Origin of the sequence: Caballeronia sp. SBC1 (assembly GCF_011493005.1) — a bacterium.
Classification (GTDB): Bacteria; Pseudomonadota; Gammaproteobacteria; order Burkholderiales; family Burkholderiaceae; genus Caballeronia.
Window position 1 is genome coordinate 1,593,905 of record NZ_CP049156.1, and the last position, 17,485, is coordinate 1,611,389.

General features: G+C 57.7%; 22 protein-coding genes. 16 read left to right on the top strand and 6 right to left on the bottom strand.

Annotated features, from left to right (window positions below):
* The first annotated feature begins 25 nt into the window (after positions 1–25).
* The gene (locus tag SBC1_RS07015; protein WP_165089413.1) at positions 26–892 is read left to right on the top strand and encodes a hypothetical protein; all 867 of its coding nucleotides are present in this window, start codon (positions 26–28) and stop codon (positions 890–892) included.
* On the opposite strand, the gene SBC1_RS40500 is transcribed toward SBC1_RS07015, so the two are convergent.
* Positions 864–1,418: a pyocin activator PrtN family protein gene (locus SBC1_RS40500; RefSeq protein WP_370469589.1), complete on the bottom strand. Its 555-nt coding sequence runs from the start codon at positions 1,416–1,418 to the stop codon at positions 864–866. The two genes, SBC1_RS07015 and SBC1_RS40500, sit on opposite strands and share 29 nt — an antisense overlap.
* Positions 1,419–1,975: 557 nt before the next feature.
* On the opposite strand from SBC1_RS40500, the gene SBC1_RS07025 reads away from it, so the two are divergent.
* The 13 genes from SBC1_RS07025 (at position 1,976) to SBC1_RS07085 (ending at position 10,976) form a co-directional block, all read left to right on the top strand.
* Positions 1,976–2,281 carry a hypothetical protein gene (locus SBC1_RS07025; protein ID WP_165089418.1) on the top strand — a complete coding sequence of 102 codons (306 nt, stop codon included), beginning with the start codon at positions 1,976–1,978 and terminating at the stop codon, positions 2,279–2,281.
* Entirely contained in the window at positions 2,282–3,307 is a 1,026-nt protein-coding gene (locus SBC1_RS39610; protein ID WP_206366029.1) for a hypothetical protein, read from the top strand.
* Positions 3,308–3,310: 3 nt separating this feature from the next.
* Positions 3,311–4,180 (top strand): hypothetical protein, encoded by an 870-nt coding sequence (locus tag SBC1_RS07035; protein ID WP_165089421.1) that lies wholly within the window; start codon positions 3,311–3,313, stop codon positions 4,178–4,180.
* A 319-nt stretch (positions 4,181–4,499) separates the two neighbouring features.
* On the top strand, positions 4,500–4,874 hold the full coding sequence (locus SBC1_RS07040) for a hypothetical protein (protein ID WP_165089432.1): 375 nt from the start codon (positions 4,500–4,502) through the stop codon (positions 4,872–4,874).
* Positions 4,874–5,164, top strand: a complete 291-nt coding sequence (locus tag SBC1_RS07045; RefSeq protein ID WP_165089437.1) for a hypothetical protein — start codon at positions 4,874–4,876, stop codon at positions 5,162–5,164. Before SBC1_RS07040 ends, SBC1_RS07045 begins: the two co-directional genes overlap by 1 nt.
* 65 nt (positions 5,165–5,229) lie before the next feature.
* Positions 5,230–6,336 carry a hypothetical protein gene (locus tag SBC1_RS07050; RefSeq protein ID WP_165089444.1) on the top strand — a complete coding sequence of 369 codons (1,107 nt, stop codon included), beginning with the start codon at positions 5,230–5,232 and terminating at the stop codon, positions 6,334–6,336.
* 564 nt (positions 6,337–6,900) lie between these two features.
* Complete coding sequence (locus SBC1_RS07055; protein WP_165089448.1) at positions 6,901–7,305, top strand: hypothetical protein; 405 nt, start codon at positions 6,901–6,903, stop codon at positions 7,303–7,305.
* Positions 7,306–7,518: 213 nt separating this feature from the next.
* Entirely contained in the window at positions 7,519–7,788 is a 270-nt protein-coding gene (locus tag SBC1_RS07060) for a hypothetical protein (RefSeq protein WP_165986817.1), read from the top strand.
* Between the two features lie 106 nt (positions 7,789–7,894).
* The gene (locus tag SBC1_RS07065; RefSeq protein WP_207958428.1) at positions 7,895–8,242 is read left to right on the top strand and encodes a hypothetical protein; all 348 of its coding nucleotides are present in this window, start codon (positions 7,895–7,897) and stop codon (positions 8,240–8,242) included.
* A gap of 14 nt (positions 8,243–8,256) precedes the next feature.
* On the top strand, positions 8,257–8,445 hold the full coding sequence (locus tag SBC1_RS07070; protein WP_165089452.1) for a hypothetical protein: 189 nt from the start codon (positions 8,257–8,259) through the stop codon (positions 8,443–8,445).
* Between the two features lie 306 nt (positions 8,446–8,751).
* Positions 8,752–9,522 carry a glyoxalase superfamily protein gene (locus SBC1_RS07075; protein ID WP_165089457.1) on the top strand — a complete coding sequence of 257 codons (771 nt, stop codon included), beginning with the start codon at positions 8,752–8,754 and terminating at the stop codon, positions 9,520–9,522.
* 406 nt (positions 9,523–9,928) lie between these two features.
* Positions 9,929–10,732, top strand: coding sequence for a helix-turn-helix domain-containing protein (locus SBC1_RS07080; RefSeq protein ID WP_165089461.1), 804 nt, complete (start codon positions 9,929–9,931; stop codon positions 10,730–10,732).
* Entirely contained in the window at positions 10,722–10,976 is a 255-nt protein-coding gene (locus SBC1_RS07085) for a hypothetical protein (RefSeq protein ID WP_165089465.1), read from the top strand. The genes SBC1_RS07080 and SBC1_RS07085 overlap by 11 nt, the downstream gene beginning before the upstream one ends.
* Positions 10,977–11,981: 1,005 nt before the next feature.
* Here the strand turns inward: SBC1_RS07085 and SBC1_RS07090 are convergent.
* Both SBC1_RS07090 and SBC1_RS07095 read right to left on the bottom strand, forming a co-directional pair.
* Positions 11,982–12,311 (bottom strand): DUF4087 domain-containing protein, encoded by a 330-nt coding sequence (locus SBC1_RS07090; RefSeq protein ID WP_165089475.1) that lies wholly within the window; start codon positions 12,309–12,311, stop codon positions 11,982–11,984.
* A gap of 636 nt (positions 12,312–12,947) precedes the next feature.
* Positions 12,948–13,805: a hypothetical protein gene (locus SBC1_RS07095; RefSeq protein WP_165089478.1), complete on the bottom strand. Its 858-nt coding sequence runs from the start codon at positions 13,803–13,805 to the stop codon at positions 12,948–12,950.
* Here SBC1_RS07095 and SBC1_RS40505 point away from each other — a divergent pair.
* Positions 13,782–14,420, top strand: a complete 639-nt coding sequence (locus SBC1_RS40505; RefSeq protein ID WP_370469590.1) for an antA/AntB antirepressor family protein — start codon at positions 13,782–13,784, stop codon at positions 14,418–14,420. The two genes, SBC1_RS07095 and SBC1_RS40505, sit on opposite strands and share 24 nt — an antisense overlap.
* On the opposite strand, the gene SBC1_RS07105 is transcribed toward SBC1_RS40505, so the two are convergent.
* Entirely contained in the window at positions 14,313–15,026 is a 714-nt protein-coding gene (locus SBC1_RS07105; RefSeq protein WP_243830273.1) for a hypothetical protein, read from the bottom strand. The two genes, SBC1_RS40505 and SBC1_RS07105, sit on opposite strands and share 108 nt — an antisense overlap.
* 244 nt (positions 15,027–15,270) lie before the next feature.
* On the opposite strand from SBC1_RS07105, the gene SBC1_RS07110 reads away from it, so the two are divergent.
* Positions 15,271–15,963: a hypothetical protein gene (locus SBC1_RS07110; RefSeq protein WP_165089484.1), complete on the top strand. Its 693-nt coding sequence runs from the start codon at positions 15,271–15,273 to the stop codon at positions 15,961–15,963.
* A 1,027-nt stretch (positions 15,964–16,990) separates the two neighbouring features.
* Here the strand turns inward: SBC1_RS07110 and SBC1_RS07115 are convergent.
* Together SBC1_RS07115 and SBC1_RS07120 are read right to left on the bottom strand one after the other, a co-directional pair.
* Complete coding sequence (locus SBC1_RS07115; RefSeq protein ID WP_165089487.1) at positions 16,991–17,239, bottom strand: hypothetical protein; 249 nt, start codon at positions 17,237–17,239, stop codon at positions 16,991–16,993.
* A gap of 11 nt (positions 17,240–17,250) precedes the next feature.
* On the bottom strand, positions 17,251–17,466 hold the full coding sequence (locus SBC1_RS07120; RefSeq protein WP_165089491.1) for a hypothetical protein: 216 nt from the start codon (positions 17,464–17,466) through the stop codon (positions 17,251–17,253).
* Positions 17,467–17,485: the final 19 nt, after the last annotated feature.

The window sequence follows — 17,485 nt, forward strand, 5'->3', positions numbered from 1 at the left end:
TTCGAATACTTGATTGGGATCAGCCATGCAACGGATATCCAAAATCGGCACCTTGGTCTCATGGGCAATCGATAGGCTTGGCCTTCCCATCCTGCTCGTTATCCTCATCGGGGCGTCTTATTGGCTGAGTACCAACAGCAACTCTTCGCTAAAGGATCTCGGCCTGAATCTCATGGCTGGTTTTGTAGGCTCGGCAGTGACTATCTACGCCGTCGATTTTCTGCAAAAGCGCCGCGAGCGGAGGCGCCTCCTGCCGGTAATGGCATCCGTTTTCGAGGACATTCGTCTTATGACGGACCGAACGCTCCTCTTCTGGAAAAATGCCTATCAGACTTCTGTAGGCGACGGAGTCCCGTCAAGTTGGGCTGATTTGATCTCTTCGGCGAATATCCAAAAGGTATTTGATTCTCTCGACATCGGCCGGTCCCCAGGCATTTTCGCGGACGTGCTATGGAGAAACTATTTTTGCGATCAAAGCAACGAACTGCACCACGCTGCCGAACAGGTGCTCATTCGTCATGGGATGCTTTTAGATCCCGGTATTCACAACGCAGTACATAGGCTCGTCTACTACAATTACGGTACGCTGATTCCTTCGGTAGAGGAGGCAGATCGCAGATGGGGCGTACTTGATAGACCGCCGGTTTTGGGGATGTATGTACCCAACTATTCTGAATACTTCGATGCCCTCTTGAAGTTGCATCAATGGACGACATCGACATATCGAGCGCTACTGCGCGGGGGCGTAGCGGCGACAGTGCACGAGCCGTATACCTACAAGTTCACGTCGCTTCCGGTCGTTCACCACCCGGAAGCGCGATATCAGTGGGAGGAGGGCGCGACCGCCGATAGCAACGTATCGGTTATCCGCAAAGCTGATCACGCTCCTTGACGGCGGCCGCGCGCCGGACGTCAATGTAGTTCGCCAAGTCCTGAAGGTGGATGCCCTGAGCAGCCTTTTTCGACTCGGCTTCCATGCGAACGAGGGGCAACGAAATGTCGCCCGCGGCGATCTTGCGGCGCAGGTTCGGGAGCGTGAGCGGCGCGAAGTAGTCCGCGCATACTGCCTCAATTGGCACGATGGCCTTGCCCCCGTACTGGGCCATGAGCATGAATGCCGTACACATGCCGGCCGCCCCGATGACCATTCCGTCGGCCGGCGACGTGCTGATCGTGAACCGACGCGCGGGCTCTGAATCACCGTCATCATCTCCTGAGTTAGCCGGTTTGCGTGCCGACGTGCGGCGCTGCGCCCGCGGCGTGCGGGCGGGTGCCGGCGCGCTGCCGCCGCCGATGGCCTGTTCAACGATCGCGTTACGCGCTTCTAGCGCGCGATAGATGGTAAGGGCCGCGCGTTCGCGCTGACGCACCGGCTTAAATCCCTGAAAGAATCCGGCGAAAATTGAGTTCTCGTTCATTGTCCTGTTCGTCCTGGTCAAAAAAAGTTGCCCGCTTTTCGCGGGGTTTGGGCGGACTTTAGACGAGATCTGGATCCCGGAAAATACCCAGGTGAACGAATTGCAACGCCTCGAAAATAGTTGAACACGCCTCTTTGGGCGCTTCGAAAGGGGAGTGAAATTGTGTTTGGAAAACAGAGTGCCGCCTGACAAGGGAAACGACCACACTGGTCTTAAAGTGGTGCTATCGAAGCGTTCATCGATTCTGCCCGGCGAGCAGGATAAGCTGTTGATTCTATTGATAAAAATTACTTGTCGGTATTGCTGCTTGTTGGAAGTTCTCGGATAATGGCGGGGACGGTGCGCGGCGACGTGTTCGCTTCGGGCAAAGAAAAGGCCCGAACTCTTGCAGGAGCGCGGGCCTATGACCACTCGATAGGGCCGAGTGGGATGAAACGAAATCAGACTGAGGAGTCTGAGTGGGATTGTAGTTTAGGACTGCTTGCTTATCAAGCAGAAACTTCTAACTTCCCTCGCCATCCCGTATCGGCCTTCCAATTTTCCAAAAGGAAGGCATCGTGACTGACACGAACCTCGCAGTAACTCTGAACAAGGGCCACGGCGCCCGTCCGTCTACCAGCGGTTTCGTGGGCGTTAGTTTCGACAAACGCACCGGCCGCTGGCAGGCCAGCGTCACGCTCACCGACCGCTCGCGCAAGTTCGTTGGCCGCGCCCGCACACCCGCTGAAGCTGCTGCCTTGCGTGACGCATTCGTTGCCGAGCATCGCGTCGTCGATCCGCGGACCGTGGCCGCACACATAGCCATTGCCGCCTTCGATGCCGTCCGTGCGACGAGCCCGCTGTTTGCAGGCGAGGGCGCGTAAATGGCCCGCGCTCGCAACATCAAGCCGGGCGTCATGGAGAACGAAGAGCTTGCCGAACTGGACCCCATCGCGCGCCTGCTGTTCATTTACCTGTGGATGCTGGCAGACCGCGAAGGGCGTCTTGAGGACCGTCCGAAGAAGATCAAGGCCAAGGCGCTCCCGTATGACAACGCCGACGCCGACGAGATTCTTTGCGCTCTCCATGAGAACGGCTTCATTGTTCGCTACGAATTAGCCGGTACGAAGTACATCCAAATCGCCAACTTCTCGAAACATCAAAAGCCGCACTCGAACGAAACTGCGAGTGAGATTCCGGCTTGGTCAAAAGAACTTTCTACCAAGGTGCAAAGTTCTTCCGATCATGGTGACGATGACGGCGAATCTACATCGGAATCACTTGGTCCTTGTATCTCTGATTCTCTGATTGCTGGATTGTCTGATTGCTCTCTCTCTTTGGGCGCGCAGCAGTCGGGCGAAGCTTTACCCGTGGATGACTCGGCTGCGCTGCAAGCAGCGGAGAGTGAGAGTTCGAAAGGCGCTCAGGCCAGTCTTCTCCCTGAAGACCAAGCCGCCCCGACGGTGACGACAAAGGCCAAGCCGTCTGCGGGCGAAGAAGAGTTCGAGTTCGCGTGGTCGATCTACCCGAAGAAGCCGGGGATGCACAGCAAGCAGGACGCCCTGAAGCAGTGGAGGGCGCGTTTGAATCAAGGCAAGCAGGCCAGTGAAATGATTGCCGGGGTGAAGCGCTATGCGGCGCACTGCGAGGCCAAGGGGAACACTGGCGGCGAGTTTGTCATGCACGCCTCAAGGTTCTTTGGTGCATCGCTGCAGTTCGAAATGTCGTGGGATATCCCGACCGCAACGGCGCGTCCGCAAGGTGGCGGCTTCACGACTACGCAAGAGCGCAACCGCGCTATCAGCGAGGCGAACATGCGCGCGTTTCTCGAAGACGATGACGTGACGCCGTTCGGTGCATTTGATGCGCTCCCGACGCCGAATGATCCGATGACGATTGACATGGAGTAAGCAATGCAGACCGAAGACAAAGACGAATTTATCAAGGCGCTTGACCTGTGCTGTTCGACTCTGAGCAAGCCGCTCCCGGACCCGGCCTCACTGAAATTTTTCTTCAAGTTGCTCGCACCGTATTCCCTGGCGGACGTGAGGGCCGCGCTTATCCACCACATGCAGACGTGCAAGTACGCGCCTGCGCCTGTTGACGTGATCGCTTACGTCGATAAGAGCATTGATTGCTGGGTGTCTCCTGACGAGGCGTTTGCAATCGCGAAGCTGGCATATGCGAAGCCTTGCGAGGAGCAGCAGAACACGGTCATTATCTGCAACGAGATTGAGCAGGCGCTTGATCATGTTCGCCATCTTCTGGATGAAGGCAGCAACTACGACGCCTCACGTGCGTTCAAGGATGTCTATGCGCGCATCGCGGATATCGCTCGCCAAAAGCGCGCTAAACCCCACTGGCGCATCTCGCTCGGCGCGGACAAGTCGCAGCGTGAAGTGGTGATCAGGAAGGCCGTCAATGAGGGGCGTATTGCCCTGGCGGATGGCCGTGCGGCGTGTCCGTTGCTCGCCGGGCCAGGTGACGATGATCCGATTGACCCGAAGACCGCAGCAGAGGGCCACTCGAAGATCGCCGACATCCTGGCGATGCTGACGAAGCCGCGCGAACATAAGGTCGTTGCAGACATGGCTGGCGATATCGCTGCGACGCGTGAAGCGGCTTCTGAGCAGGCTCGTAAGGCGGCAGAGTACGTGCAGGCGCAACAGCGTTCGAAAGACGAGGCCGAGGCATACCGCATGATTGCGTCGCTGGTTCACCTTCCGGACGGCGAGCTTGCCGCAGTGGTGCGCCTGATGGCCGGGCACGTGGTGGTGGAATGAGCGGGCGTACAGGGCTGTATTTTGCTTGGCGCATGCTTGACCGCTACCGGAACCGCGAGGCTATCAATGAGCACCAAATTGAGTTTGCGCTCGCCGCAATCGCCAACGCTACCGGGCGCGCACCGATTCATGGTTCGCCGACTTACGAGTTCGAGAGCGAAGCTGCATTGCGCGGCAGGCACGCGCCGAAGTAACCAATGCACGCATAGCGGCCCCACCAAGCTTCTCCCGGTCCATCGCCTGTGCGCAGGCAGACGAGACGTCGCGAGAATGCCGGATAGAGCTTCATATTAGTTACGTTTTCTAAAAGGAATTGACCATGAACCAACCATCGAACGAACCGACAATCAGCCTCACTGACGCGCTGGGCCTGCACGGCATTGGCCTTTCTGCTGCGAACGCAAATAAAGTCCTTCAGGGTGCAGGTATGACCGAGACCCGCTGGCGCAATTCGTCCGTTGCCGACCGTCCGCAGAAGTCATTCCGCGCCGCGACTCCGCTCGGCGAGAGCATGGGAATCATCAATGAAGCCGCCACGCTCCCCACTGGCGATCCGGTGATCATCAGATATGCGCCGAGCAAGTTCGCCGAGTTATGGGCCCATCCCGAAGTTCAGGCGACGCTCAACGTGCTGCTTTCCGAGGGCGTGATCGCGATGAAGTCGGCGGGCGCGAGGGGCCGCGAAGCTTTCTGATGATCGACAAGTATCACCTGCTCGGACGATTTTACGGCGCAACGCCAATGTGCATAAGGCTCGTCGTCTTTTTGGATGTCGCGGTAGTGCGGCGGTGGTGTCGTCCGAGTGATAAATTTCAATCACTCAACGAAGAGGGAGCAACCGAAATGCAGCAAGAACGTTTGAATCTGTACCTGCCGAAGCAAGTCTCCGACTCGCTGAAGGCGTTGAGCCAAAAGGATGGCCGCACTGTGCCTGAGTTGGCGCGAGCCGCGATCATCGAGTTTGTGGCAAAGCACAAGCAGTAAAGCAGGGCCATCCCCGCGCAAGTGGCAACCAATAATTAATTCAGTATAACTTACGGACGATCATCATGATTCAACTCACCTCGTACGAGCAGCGCCCCCCGGTTCGCGAATCACGTTTCGCCAAATTCCGCGACAAGCTTATCCGCCTCGTCAATGTGGAAGGCAAGACATGGGTTTGTGAGTACGATGTCGCAGAGGCTATCGGCGTGAAATTCGACGTAGAAAAACACGACTGGTCGCACGGCGATATCCACACGGCGAACATTTATGGCGGATTCATTGCGGACCCGGAAGTCGGCATTACGTCCATGCAGGTAATTACGCTCGACCTTGCCAAGTCGTTTGCCGCTCGTTCCCAAGCCGACAATGAGGACGTGCTCGCGTTGTGGGATTGGCTGGATGCGCAGGGCCATATGTGGAAGATCGGGTCCGGTGAGGCCGCCAAGCGCGAGGTGCAGCGCCGCAAAATGTCTCTCTTCAACCAGTTCCATCGCGTGCGCCGCTTCGCGAATAGCATCGACCTTTCCGAGGCGCGCACGTATGCGCTCGCATGGATTGGCCTTCTCGGTGAGATTGATCGCGTGACGAGCCTCGAAGAACGCTTTGAACTCTGCGGCACGAACGTATCAGATCGCCAGTGGATGATTGACATGTTCGCCGAGCGCAACGGGCATCTTGGCATGCTCGGCATTCTTTCGACGTGCAAGGGCGGCCACTCGGCAACGTATCGCGAGCGCGACGGACACGGCTACGGCGAGCAGTTCGGGACGTGGTTGTCGTTCTGCCTTACTCTCGACCACAAGGCTCTGGACCCGATCAATTTGCTCGTTGAGCCGGGCAAGAAGGCGATGCGCGCGCCGGACGAAGTGCTCGATCAACTCGCTGACCTTATTGAGAAGCGCCAGAATCTTGTTGCTCTTAGCAAGAAGAATCAGCGCGACGCCATTGAGGTCGGCTTGCCTAACGTTGGTGATATGTACGGCATCGTTTCGATGCTGCACGAAGGCGTTCTTCGCATTCTGCGCGAAGCTACTGCCGACGGTAGCTCATACGCCATTGAGGCGGCCTTGGACAAGTCTGTCGATTACAACAAGGAATCGAACGAGATTGAGCGCCAGATCGTCCGCATCCTGAAGTTGGACGGCGACGCTCCCGCGATCAGTCTGCACTAACGAAGACGCCCCGGCTCGGCGTTCGGCCGGGGCATTGGAAACCTGAATATAGGGGGGTAGCTCGATGATGATCGACCATCCGGCGCGATGATTGCGTAGACGCGGGAGAAGTCGAGCGCCGATGCTGCTGTCATGAGATGCCCGTAGAGAAATGGTTATCTCCTGGTGGTGGGTGGGGCGGCGCATTGCGCCGCGTGTGGGTTACTCGTCTAGTGGCGGTAGGCGCTTGATGCGACGAGGCTTGCGCTCTGGTGCCGGGTCGGGTGCCTCGTTGATGCGGTCGCGAATCCATTGCGCTGCGGTCTGATCGTTCTCGCGTGCCAAGTCCTGACACTTCTGCCATTCGGCGTCACTCGCTCGGAACTTGCGTATCTGCATGACCTCGCCATCGGGAGAGGTTGGTCTGCGCCCCTGTCCGCGGCGAGCGCCGCCGTGAGAGTTTTTCGTTTCCATGTCGAGAATTATATATCTTGTTTGGCGGGCCACAAAAAACACTTGATTTTGTGGCCCGGTATATCTACGATCCATTCCGTCGCAGCCCAAACACGAAACCCGGAGCAAAAGATGCATGCAGCCCAATCACTCAACCAAAATTCAATCGTCACGCGCATCCTGCTCGGGACCGACAGTTCGTTGCAGACTGCCATGGTCAGTGCAGACCTGCTATCGATTCATTTCTCCCGGATTGAAGCCCTTGTGGTTGCGGCCGGTGACGTGGCGCACCTCGCACGATTGGGGTGCCGAACACTATGTGACGCGCTTGTCGAGTGCCACGAGCACGCGAACTCCGGCGACGTGATCGGCGTCGTTGATTGCCTCTCGCGCGCGATTTCCGTCCACCGCATCGCGAAAAGCCTGCTTCTTGGGATCGTGGAGCTTGGCGATTCCGCAGTCGCTGAATTGGCTAGGCTCGGAGTCACGCTCGCTTCGTCAGTGCTAGACGATCTCGGGTGCGAGGAGGCGTACTGAGCGCGGTAGCGATTATGCCTAGCCGAAGCGCGATATAAGCCGTTCGTCGCAAGGATTCATTCACACTTAAATTTTAGCAGTCCAAAAGAATGGGAGTTTCCTATGTTCTCGAAAAACGTGATTATCGAATCGCTTGGCGCGATCGCGCGCGCCCAACTAATGCTGGCTCTCGCCGCGCATTAATCGGCATCGAACTCAAGGAAGGACCGAATCGTGAATGACGACAAACTTCGCTGCGCCAAGTGCGGCTCTGCGCACATTCATTCCGGAATGCGTGGATGGAGTTGGCTCACCGGCATCTTTGGAAGCGGCAGCGTCCTTATTACGTGCTTAGCGTGCGGCCATCGCATGAAGCCGGGGCAGGCTATCTTGAACGGCGCTCAGACGAAGTCCGAGGACGGAATGGGCATCCTCTTCGGGGTGCTCGGGTGGATGTCAGCGATTGTTGTGGTGCTTATCATCGTGGCAGTGCTTCATCGCTAAACAAACTTCGTTCAAACCATCAACACAACGCCCTGAGGTAGAGCTTCAATGTCTCGCCGACCGGGAAAACACACGCTCAAAAAAAGGCTTCGCCATGTGGATAGCAATGAATGACTCGTTCCTTTCGATAGTTGATGCCGCCCAATCGGAAAACTGTCTTCTAGTGAGGGCGCGTCGAGAAGGGGATATCGAAGCCGTGTTCCCGGCCGCCAAGGTGGTGATTATCATCGGCCGAGACTATCGTTTCCGCGCCGAAATCGACCGGCAAGAAGTTGGCGCTGTTGTTGCCGCCCGGCTCATCAGTGTCTCGTATCCAAATTTCAAATCGTCAGTCAAGGACCGAAATCTCGTCCATGCTTACCATGAGGTTTGGCGTTGCATGGAAGCACTCCAGCCGGTGCCCGCCTATGGCACGAAGCCGCGCCCGGGCTTCCGCGCGCAACCGAAGCGCTAGTCATGCCCCGCCGCATGAAGCAATCAGTCCAGGCTATTGAGATTGCGAAAGTACCGACGGCTGCACTCCTTCAAGCGCTTGCTAACGAGGTCGCGCAATACCTGGCGAACGCAACTGGAGGCCGGGTAGACATCGCGATGCACGGCCTGATCGTCATTTCGAGGATGCCGGCCGGCGCTCCGCCACAACGAAAGAAGGGATAACCCGTCTTGCACAGCAAGTACGAGACGGAGCCGCGCCCGGGATTCCGCGCGCATCCGTAGCGCGTCAAGCGATGAGCGACTCATTCGGTTAATGCCGAAGTCGGCGGACTTGCTATCTCGCCGCCGAACGACCATGCCGCTATAATCGATTTGCGCCGCTCCAGCGCGCCGTCCTCACCCGTTACTGGGTATGGTGAATCGGAGCTAGCCTAAGGTCCTCTTCAATCGCATCTGAATGAGCGCGGGGCAGGGCGTGCAACGAGGACAGCATCGCCCAAAACCTTGCGCCACCACAAGGAGCGAGTTTTGGACATCTTCGAACCAACACCCAGTCAGGCTGCATTTATCCTTCGCCGCTATCTGAAGTCTGTCGGCGTCGACGTATCACTTGCAGTCGCCCAGGAATGCGTTGCGCGTGTTCGAGGGTATGCGGACTGGAATGTTCTAGCCGCGCGCATTAATCCACGCGCGGACAGTTCGGCTTCGAGCGCGAGCAGCGCACATAAACCCGGTAAGGATCGACAGCACGAATACCCTCTTGAGCTGGCACGATTGCCCGCGTCCACGTGGGGGGAGGTGTTTGAATCCTGCTGGCCAGAGCAAATTTACCGAGCCGAAACAAAAGCGGACTTCGCGCGCCTGCAACCGATGTGGCGGTCGCTAGACATTAGACAGAATTCTGAGCGAGAGCAGCTTCTGCGCGCAGACTTGTTCTTGGCACTTAAATCTACTGAATTAATGGACCACTATCGGTATGTCGCAGGCGAACCTGGACTGGGCAAGGCTGAGCGCGGGCATTGGGTTCAACTCGTGTTCGAGCGACGCATCGAAAACCGCTTCAATCTCAAGCTTTGTCCGACATTGAACTGGGACGGGTTGGAAGTCCTTTTCCTGACATATGAATTTCATCATGTGACAGGGGATACTTACCTAGGCGAGGTTTGGCACGAACCTGTTGTCGCCGAGCCGAGTGAGAGTTTGGCGGAAGTGATCGCGCGAGCACTCGTGGTCGCAGATCGGCTCTGCGAAAGCTTCACGGGATGGCTGAACACAAACAGCTTCATGCGAACCGCCTAGGGGCGAAGGAGTGGTTAATGCGGAGCTGATCCGAGCGCATCTACTACTCTGGTCGCAAGATTGCCGCGCGTCGGTATCCTTCGGGAAACCGGCATCGCGGTCTCGAACGCCGTCCCGGACGCCGACCATCCCCCGAGGATTTCGCCATAGAGCGCCAGCCGCTCACACGCTATTCTCGCAAGCCCCATCCGATGTATCCGCGTAAGCCGGTCGCGCCCGCCAAGTTTTGCCACATTCTGGACGTTCATACCCGTTCATACCGGGACCATGCCCGACCATACCCCATACCCCGGTCGTGAAGCTCCAATGGCATTAACGGGCGCGCATGCTGCTGCCGACTGGTAGCGCTGCGAGACTTTTAAAGAATTTTCTTTAAAACCCCGCAAACCTTACGTAAGCATTTGATATGGCTAAGAAAATCCTGTCTCCGGATGAAATGAATGAAGCCCGTCGCCTCTATGAGCGGGATGGATGGGGTTATGGCCGCATCGCCACGAAGTTTTCGGTCTCGAAGCCCACGGTGCAAGGCTGGGCGAAGAACTGGCAACGCGATTATGGCGTCGCGCCTCTGCCTGCGGGGAAGAAAGCGGAGGAGGGGAAAGATGCTGACGTTGGGAATCCTAAAGTTACAGGAAACACCGTACCGGGCGAGACCCAAGTGGGGTATTCATACCCGGCCGACGCCGCCGCTTCGCCCGCTCGCGTGGTATCTGACGTCTTCGTGCCGCCGACCGGATCGCAGGGGGTAGGGACGGAATCAACCCCCCTTCAGCCTACCGCCTACACCGACGATCCGACCATCCCCGACGGGCTTGATGCTGACGAGCGCGAGGCGTTCATTAAGGCCGCCATCCTCGCTCGCCAGCGGTCCATCAATGCTCGCCACCTGACTGAGACCAAGGCCGTGCGTGCGCAGGTCTACGCTGCCATCAAAAAGGTGGACAAGGAGGGCGGTGCTGGTGCTGCGCTGGCCGCCGTGCGCATCGTGCAAGCGCTGCGGCAAATGCAGGACTCCGAGCTTGAGACCGAGCTCGAACGGGTCCGCCTGGCGCTGGGTGAGTTCGCCGGGAAGCCGAAGGGACCAACGCCCGCGCGAATCACGGTGGTGCTGGAGAAGGCTGGTGCGCGTCAAGTGGTTGAGGTAGCGGACGCCGTAGAGGGTATGAGGCTCGGAAACGACTGGGAAACGGAGATTATCAATGTTGAATAAAGTGCGTGGCGCGGCCCTGACTGCCCGGCTGAATGCGCTGCTGGTCGAGCGCGGAATCCAACTGCCTGAATATCCCGGGGTTAAGCCGTTGCCGACGGTGACCGTCTATCCCTCGATGGCTGTCGTCACGCGCCTCGCGCACGCCGCAGCGGATGCAAAGATCGCTATCGATCCGGTTTATGCCGCCATGTGCGAGCGCCTCGACCGTGAGCTTGCCGAGATTCTCGAAGGGGTCAGGAAATAGCTGACCCCTCTGCGTCGCAGGAAGTCGACGCGCGCCCCACGCGCGCGCCTGTGATGACCAACGACTAGACGCGTTGATTACGTTGCGTCGCGCGGATGTCCGAGAAGGACCGTCTGAAGTTCAGCGTCGCCGACCACTTCGCCGCGCGAGGAGTCATTGCGCATGATAGAAACCATGCTAGCGAAGGCTAAGCATTGCTCCGGAGTCGCCATAGTCGCGCCAAGTCGCTCGAAACGCGCGAACGCTTCAATAACCTCCGACGACCCATACAGGCAGATACGGCATTTTGCGTCCGCAGTCCTAAAGCCAAGATCTCGCCCTTCCGGGGACTCACGATTCCGGCGCAGATTTGCATGCTCGGATACGGTCTTTAGGTAGTCCGTGTACGCCGCTGTCCTCAGTTCGCGATGGTGTTTTTGCTGGTCCAAATAACGCGTGAAAAGGTATTGAAGGCCAGCGCCGGCCACAACACCGACGAATGCGAATACCGCTGGAACAATGGACGCAAACGGCATAGCAATCCCCAATATGTCGCGGAACGCAGACACTACCGCGGATTCCTGAATCATCGCCTGAGTTCCGCCAGTTCGGCGTGTTCCGGCCGCTGCTTGTTGCCTGCGAATGGCCCTCACTTAAAGGGATAGCCGTCCCCGTCGCGTTCGCTTTGTCCGAGAACAAGCATCGTCGTCACATGACAACGATGCAACTGGCTTTGGTCGTAGCGCTCGCTCAGGATTGGACTGAAGCAGCAACAAACCGTGATAACCAGTACACGACGAGGGTAGGTCGTGAAGAGCTACCCACTCCGACGACGACGACAGACCGACAGCGCCGCTAAATCTGGCGCTGGCTACTCGACGCAGCGCCGCGCTGATGCGCTTGCTAAGGCATCTCCGGAACTGGCAAAGCAGGTTGCGCACGGTGAAGTGAGGATGACCGAGGCAACGCGCTCAAAAGCAAAGGCTCGAAAATTAGAAAGCCACGTTTTATCGTGGCTCTTTAATATTACTGGTGATACCGGGCTTTGAACGCCTGCGTCAACTTCTTGTTGGCGTCGCACAGTTTCATGGGCTTTAGCTGGCCGCCTGTGACACTGGTGAACGCGTGGGTTTTGAGATCTGTCGTGCCGGTGACGCATCCGCACTGTTCGCCGCGGTTGGTGTCCGGCATTTTGTCGGGTACGCCATTCGCATCAAGTTGCCACGCCGCGTCCCTATCGTCCAGCGTCAACTCGCCACCGGGAAGCGAGTTGGTGATGATCCCGCAACGGGTCTCCGCGTGGGCGGTGATCGATAGCGTCGCGAGCAGAAGTGCTGCCACAAGTGTTCGTTTCATTATGGTCCGGTTTTCGTTAAACGTGATGCGGTGAACGGAGAGACTTCGGAGGAACCGACGCGGCGCCGCAATACTTCGCGGCTAGCGTTTCGGCCCCGTTGTCGTTATCGGCATTTCGTCGTGAAAGGTTTAGCGCTAAGCCGGTTCGTTACTCCGTCGACGTTTCTTATAATGGCGATTGGAATAGTTTTCGCGCCGTGAAGGCTCCCTGATTGCTTGACGCGGCCGACGTAGAGCGGGGTGCCAATGGTCCCTTGGCGGGAACCTCAACCAGACTCCGCGTGATGACCTTCCGATCGTCATTGTTGCGCTTCACTTATTCCGAACGTTGGCAGACGATCGAATCCGCAACGAGGTCAAGAAGTTACCAAAGTGGAGCCGTGCAGAACGATAGCTTTGTGGTGACAGCCGAGTGGATCGACGAATACGCTACTGCTAACGGTGCATGGGCGGCCTCGCAGTTGCAGCAAATTGGTGTGACGTGGCCGCTGCGCGGATGGAGGCGCGACGAGGTGGGGCGCGCAACTATAACCGAGCAGAACGCTTTATTTGAGAGGCGGATCTGCTAAGAAAAATGCATCGCCGAGATGACATCATCTCTGTTCTATTCGCCAGGCCGGGCTAACTAGATGACCGTCATTCGAGTCGGTTGAAAACGGCCAAGCGATTAAGGGCTTGTAGTGCGGAACGTCGCAGGCCGACGCCGACCGATCGGGAGCGCACTGTTTCGGTTCTGCGTAGGCTGTCCAGGGTGCGGGAGCCGAGCCGCTCTGGCGCTCTGGTTTTCTGATTGGAGGAGTGCTCGAATGCCGTACAGTTTGACGCGTTCATATGGCAGGCGATTTCCTGCGGGAACGTACAGTACAAGTTCGCCACCGCGAGGGCGATAACGCCATACACGGCCAGATCGAGTCCGCCCGTCGCTGTCTGATACAGCGTCGCACGCAATTGTTTTTCTTCCTCCGAGCGATCGGTCTTTTCTTTCTCAAGTTCCGCGGCGTGCTTACGTAATTGATCGAGCGTCTCGCCGTGCTGGTTGGCAACCGTGGTCTTTAGGTCCCCGAGAGCCCCTTCAAGAGCGTCCAGTCGTGCATCGCAATCACGGGATGGAGCCGTGCTCAAGGTCACAGTACCCGTTGAACTCACCGTGCCTAACGCGGACACTCCAGCCACCGAACAAACGATGTCAGCCGGGAAGCGCGGGAATTCGCGGATTTGCTGTGCGATATAGGCCGGTACCGAGGGGAGGCTGAACTGCTGCCTCGTCCTAGTGACGCCAACCACGATACCAAGCAGACCGCAACCTTGCAGGCAAACACCCGCGACGCGTATTGACGGTTCCGCCCAGTGACTAAGGTACGGAATAGCAGAAACGACCGCCGTGGGAAGCAGCGCCCAAACAGCGTACTTAAGCCACGCTTGCCACGCCCACATGGCGCATAGTCGAAGCCATAGAAGCGTCAGCTTGATATGTCGAGACAGATACGCCGCCATGAGCTACCGCTCCTCATTTATTTATCGAAGGAGTATAGCCGCAGAGGTGCATCGCAACTGCCAAGATGGGCGCTGTTGGACCTACTGACTCCGACTGATGCACGCGAACTGCACACGAAACTACAGTCCGGAAACGACTTTTCAACGTGGTTCAGCAAGCGCGTAGAGAAATACAAATTCGTTGAAAATCAAGACTTTGGAATTGTCCTGCAAACGCAGGGAAAATCAGGTCGCGGTCGCCCGGCGAAGGACTACGCAATCACTCTCGAAATGGCGAAAAGGCTGTCGATGGTCGAGGAGACGGAGATCGGAAAAAAGGCTCAACTTTACTTCATTGAGAGCGAGCGCATTTCGTACGAAGCGAAGCAGTCATCGGCGGATATCGACGATCGCTTTGGATGCTTCAGGTCGCGGTGGCGGGAGGGGATATTACTGCGGCATATCCTTCGCCGGGAGCGGAGTGACATCCGTTGCCACCCAGTCATCCAACAGCGTCCGGAAGCACAGCTAACGCTTCTTTTGACCCAACGCAGCAGACGCGCGCTCGGCCGCGATACGGGCGGCTGCAGCCCTGTCGATGTGAGCCTGCAGCGCTACTTGCGATTGGGAGATTGACGCCTCGATGCGCTCGGCCAACGTGCCTGAAGCGGGCGCGATCGGGCTGAATTGTTTGTTCGGACAGAAGCTGGCGACCGCTGCCCGCGCGAGTTTCAGGCTGTGCTGCACTTCCTGCATCAAAACGTTGTAGGCGTTCACGTCGATGGCGGACTTGTTTTCGATCCAAGCATCGACGGTTTCGGCGATGCCATGCGAAGCGTCATAAAACTCAACAAGCAGAGTTGCGTCCGTTTCCGAAAGATTCTGGAACTGATGAGCCGACGGGTATAAGAGCGGCTTTCTAGGTCGAAACGCCGTCAGTCGGTCGCCTAGTGACTGGTACTTCATCGAAGCTGCAATGAAGTTTGCGGTGAGCCGCCCAAGGATAAAGACGTGCTGCGCGACGACGCGCGCCAGTTCGGGGGTGAAATAGGACCTCGCTGCTTCCATCCTGCGAGCCGCGTCTGCCTTTTCTGCTTCGGCCTTGGTGGTTTCCGAGACCCACGCGCCAGTGAATAGGGCGGCTGCACCGAACAGCGCTCCACCAAGGCTCGCGGCGCTCTCTCTAGTGGGGAAGTGGCAGAGTATGGCTACGCAGCCGACGGCGACGGTAATGGCCGCCATGGCTAGGTTTGGCTTGCCGCGGAAAAATGTCGTCACATTCTCCCGTAAGTTCACAAGGCCGTCGCCGATCTCACTTGGAGTTCTATCGCTCATTATTTTTCGTCGCTCCGTGCTCGAAGGCCACCAGTCTACTAGCCTTCGGCCGCGCGTCAGGGTCGCTGACGGCTTCCCGCTACAATCGCGCAAACAACCTCATGGTTACACTGGCGCATCCTCCCGCGCACGAACAGAAGGCGGCTCACCAATGCAACTTCAGTTATCACGCGGCCTCGACCAAGGACACCACGTCAGGCAGGGAACTGAATGGCTCGCCCTCAGTGATGCTGGAGCGCACACGGTTCCGCTGACGTATGCCGCGTTCGAATTTCGGCTGGCAGTCGAACGCCTCGCAATGCAGTATCTGGGGGAAGTGCGCGGGCGTCCACCGGAAGCGAAAGACCTCGAAGACTTGCGAACGTACAAGACGATGGAGCGCCTTATCTACAAGCTAGGCGGTCATCAACAGATGATAAACGGCCACTTCTCGTTCATGCGACTGGTGATGTCGCTCTTGAAGATCGAACAAAAGATAGTGACGCCTGACTTTGGAAAGATGTCGAACCAATGGCACACATGCAGCAATCTCTGCCACATCGGAGGCATCCTTTTTCTGCAGGATTCTGACTTTGTGCGAAGTGCGTTTGAAGAGTTATCCGCGATTGGCGAGGCGCTAGAAGAACAGGTAAGCGGACAAATTACATGGCCGAACATTACCGACGATGGTTTTCGCGCGCTGCGGACTGGCTTTATTGAAGGGAGCATTACGTCCGATGACGTTTTCTCGTCCTTGAAAAAGATCGGCATATGGGCGGCGGTGACTGTGCCCGACAAGGAGGGCTGGACGCCGGTCGGCGAGCCTATCATCCCCGATCCGCCGAGCGGGCCTGCAACTGCCTGACGAGCATTGCCATTGAGATTCGCCAACGCCGATATAGCGCTATCCCGGACCGCGCCGCACGGCCGCTCAATGGACGATCGCGGCGTGCGAAAGGTCGATTGCTTTGCCTGCCATGGTTTGTCCTATGCGTGATCGAGTTGGCAGAAGGGTTCTGCATATGCCGTCAGTTCGCATGTGCCGTAGCCGCTCGCCGCTTGGGCATCCTGCATGAATCGCTTCGCGATGGCCGGATGGGCCGTGTGTGAGATGCCTGCAAGCCGGGATTGAAGTTATGTGACACATGCCCCCGACGGGCGACGCGCAGCGTCTCACAGAGTCGCTACTGACTTGCCTGAACGACTCGGTGTGCATGTGCTGCAAAACCCGCTTCGAATAAGTAAAAGAGTCCTGCCCGTAAAAAAGTAGCGGTGGGTTTGACTGTGCCGAGGAGACTGTCGCGCCTTTGTGCGGTGACCATTCATCTACTCAAGAGGGCTCGCGCTTCCGCATGTTCCCCCAACTTAGGCACTGTTTCATCGCGGTAGGCGCTACGCCAAACACGACCATTACGCCGTGCCTCTGTTCCGCTAGGGCCGGGCCAGCCCCCCATCGGGTTTCTTCTATGCCGCGCTCCCCTATTGGCGGCGCTGGAAGCCCAAATGCAAAACCCCGCTAAACGCTAAGGTGGGGATTGAAGGATGGGCTAGATCCCGACCGCCAGATTTGCTCAATAGTCCCGTGAAGGACAAATCCGGTGGTCACTCAATCACCGCCTTAAAACTCAGCGGGGTTCGGGTAACGCGAGACTGCATGATACGGGACTATTGAGTTGCATGGCGGCCAAGCCAGCAAACGTAGATTCGCATCACGACATTTCCGTGTGCAAATCCAGCGAGGGGGATCGTAGTGCGCGATAGCCGAGACCCGCGCCAATGATCGCCCTGCGGGCTGTCTGCTTCAGTCGAAAAGCCTTGTTGAATAAGGGAAAATTGATGCGAGCAGTTGAGTATCATCGATCAGCGTCGCAGGGCTCGATGGGCAAGAATATTTACAGGCGGCCGCGCTGCTTGCGCGATGGCGTTACGCCGACCTTGACGTGGCGTTTGCGCTTCGGCTTTGCTGGCGGCACTACGGTGACGGCGTGGCCGTGCGCCGCCTGCTCCGCATCCGGATCGTTGAATGCGGCCCGTGGTTCGCCGGGAAGCAGGCCCCAGTCGTTGAGTTCGCGCCGCCATGAGCCATACTGCTGCGCGCGAGCTAGGGACTTTTCGAGTTCTCGTTCCGCTCTTGTTGCCATGGCTCAGTGGCTTACGCGCTCGCGTAGCGGCTATGGTCTAGGACGGCGAGGCCGATGGCGAAGCGCATGGCTTCATCGCCTTCTACGGTCGCGTAGTGGGCAGCTTGCGCGGTGACCCATTGCAGGGTGCCGCCATTGAACAATGGCCCGGTTGTCCTGGCGGCGGTGGGGCGGCGCAGGTGGACTGGCTGCAAATGAATCGTGCCGACGGGCTGAGGTTTGTTCATAAGTTTTCCGGTGTGTGGA

Coding starts and splice junctions, on each gene's coding strand:
- SBC1_RS07095 (WP_165089478.1), bottom strand. CDS start 13,805: ATGGCGGCGTATCTGTCTCGACATATCAAGCTGACGCTTCTATGGCTT.
- SBC1_RS07040 (WP_165089432.1), top strand. CDS start 4,500: ATGAACCAACCATCGAACGAACCGACAATCAGCCTCACTGACGCGCTG.
- SBC1_RS07050 (WP_165089444.1), top strand. CDS start 5,230: ATGATTCAACTCACCTCGTACGAGCAGCGCCCCCCGGTTCGCGAATCA.
- SBC1_RS07035 (WP_165089421.1), top strand. CDS start 3,311: ATGCAGACCGAAGACAAAGACGAATTTATCAAGGCGCTTGACCTGTGC.
- SBC1_RS07015 (WP_165089413.1), top strand. CDS start 26: ATGCAACGGATATCCAAAATCGGCACCTTGGTCTCATGGGCAATCGAT.
- SBC1_RS40500 (WP_370469589.1), bottom strand. CDS start 1,418: ATGAACGAGAACTCAATTTTCGCCGGATTCTTTCAGGGATTTAAGCCG.
- SBC1_RS40505 (WP_370469590.1), top strand. CDS start 13,782: ATGTCGAGACAGATACGCCGCCATGAGCTACCGCTCCTCATTTATTTA.
- SBC1_RS07065 (WP_207958428.1), top strand. CDS start 7,895: ATGAATGACTCGTTCCTTTCGATAGTTGATGCCGCCCAATCGGAAAAC.
- SBC1_RS07120 (WP_165089491.1), bottom strand. CDS start 17,466: ATGAACAAACCTCAGCCCGTCGGCACGATTCATTTGCAGCCAGTCCAC.
- SBC1_RS07070 (WP_165089452.1), top strand. CDS start 8,257: ATGAAGCAATCAGTCCAGGCTATTGAGATTGCGAAAGTACCGACGGCT.
- SBC1_RS07055 (WP_165089448.1), top strand. CDS start 6,901: ATGCATGCAGCCCAATCACTCAACCAAAATTCAATCGTCACGCGCATC.
- SBC1_RS07105 (WP_243830273.1), bottom strand. CDS start 15,026: ATGGCGGCCATTACCGTCGCCGTCGGCTGCGTAGCCATACTCTGCCAC.
- SBC1_RS07110 (WP_165089484.1), top strand. CDS start 15,271: ATGCAACTTCAGTTATCACGCGGCCTCGACCAAGGACACCACGTCAGG.
- SBC1_RS07090 (WP_165089475.1), bottom strand. CDS start 12,311: ATGAAACGAACACTTGTGGCAGCACTTCTGCTCGCGACGCTATCGATC.
- SBC1_RS07085 (WP_165089465.1), top strand. CDS start 10,722: ATGTTGAATAAAGTGCGTGGCGCGGCCCTGACTGCCCGGCTGAATGCG.
- SBC1_RS07080 (WP_165089461.1), top strand. CDS start 9,929: ATGGCTAAGAAAATCCTGTCTCCGGATGAAATGAATGAAGCCCGTCGC.
- SBC1_RS39610 (WP_206366029.1), top strand. CDS start 2,282: ATGGCCCGCGCTCGCAACATCAAGCCGGGCGTCATGGAGAACGAAGAG.
- SBC1_RS07115 (WP_165089487.1), bottom strand. CDS start 17,239: ATGGCAACAAGAGCGGAACGAGAACTCGAAAAGTCCCTAGCTCGCGCG.
- SBC1_RS07045 (WP_165089437.1), top strand. CDS start 4,874: ATGATCGACAAGTATCACCTGCTCGGACGATTTTACGGCGCAACGCCA.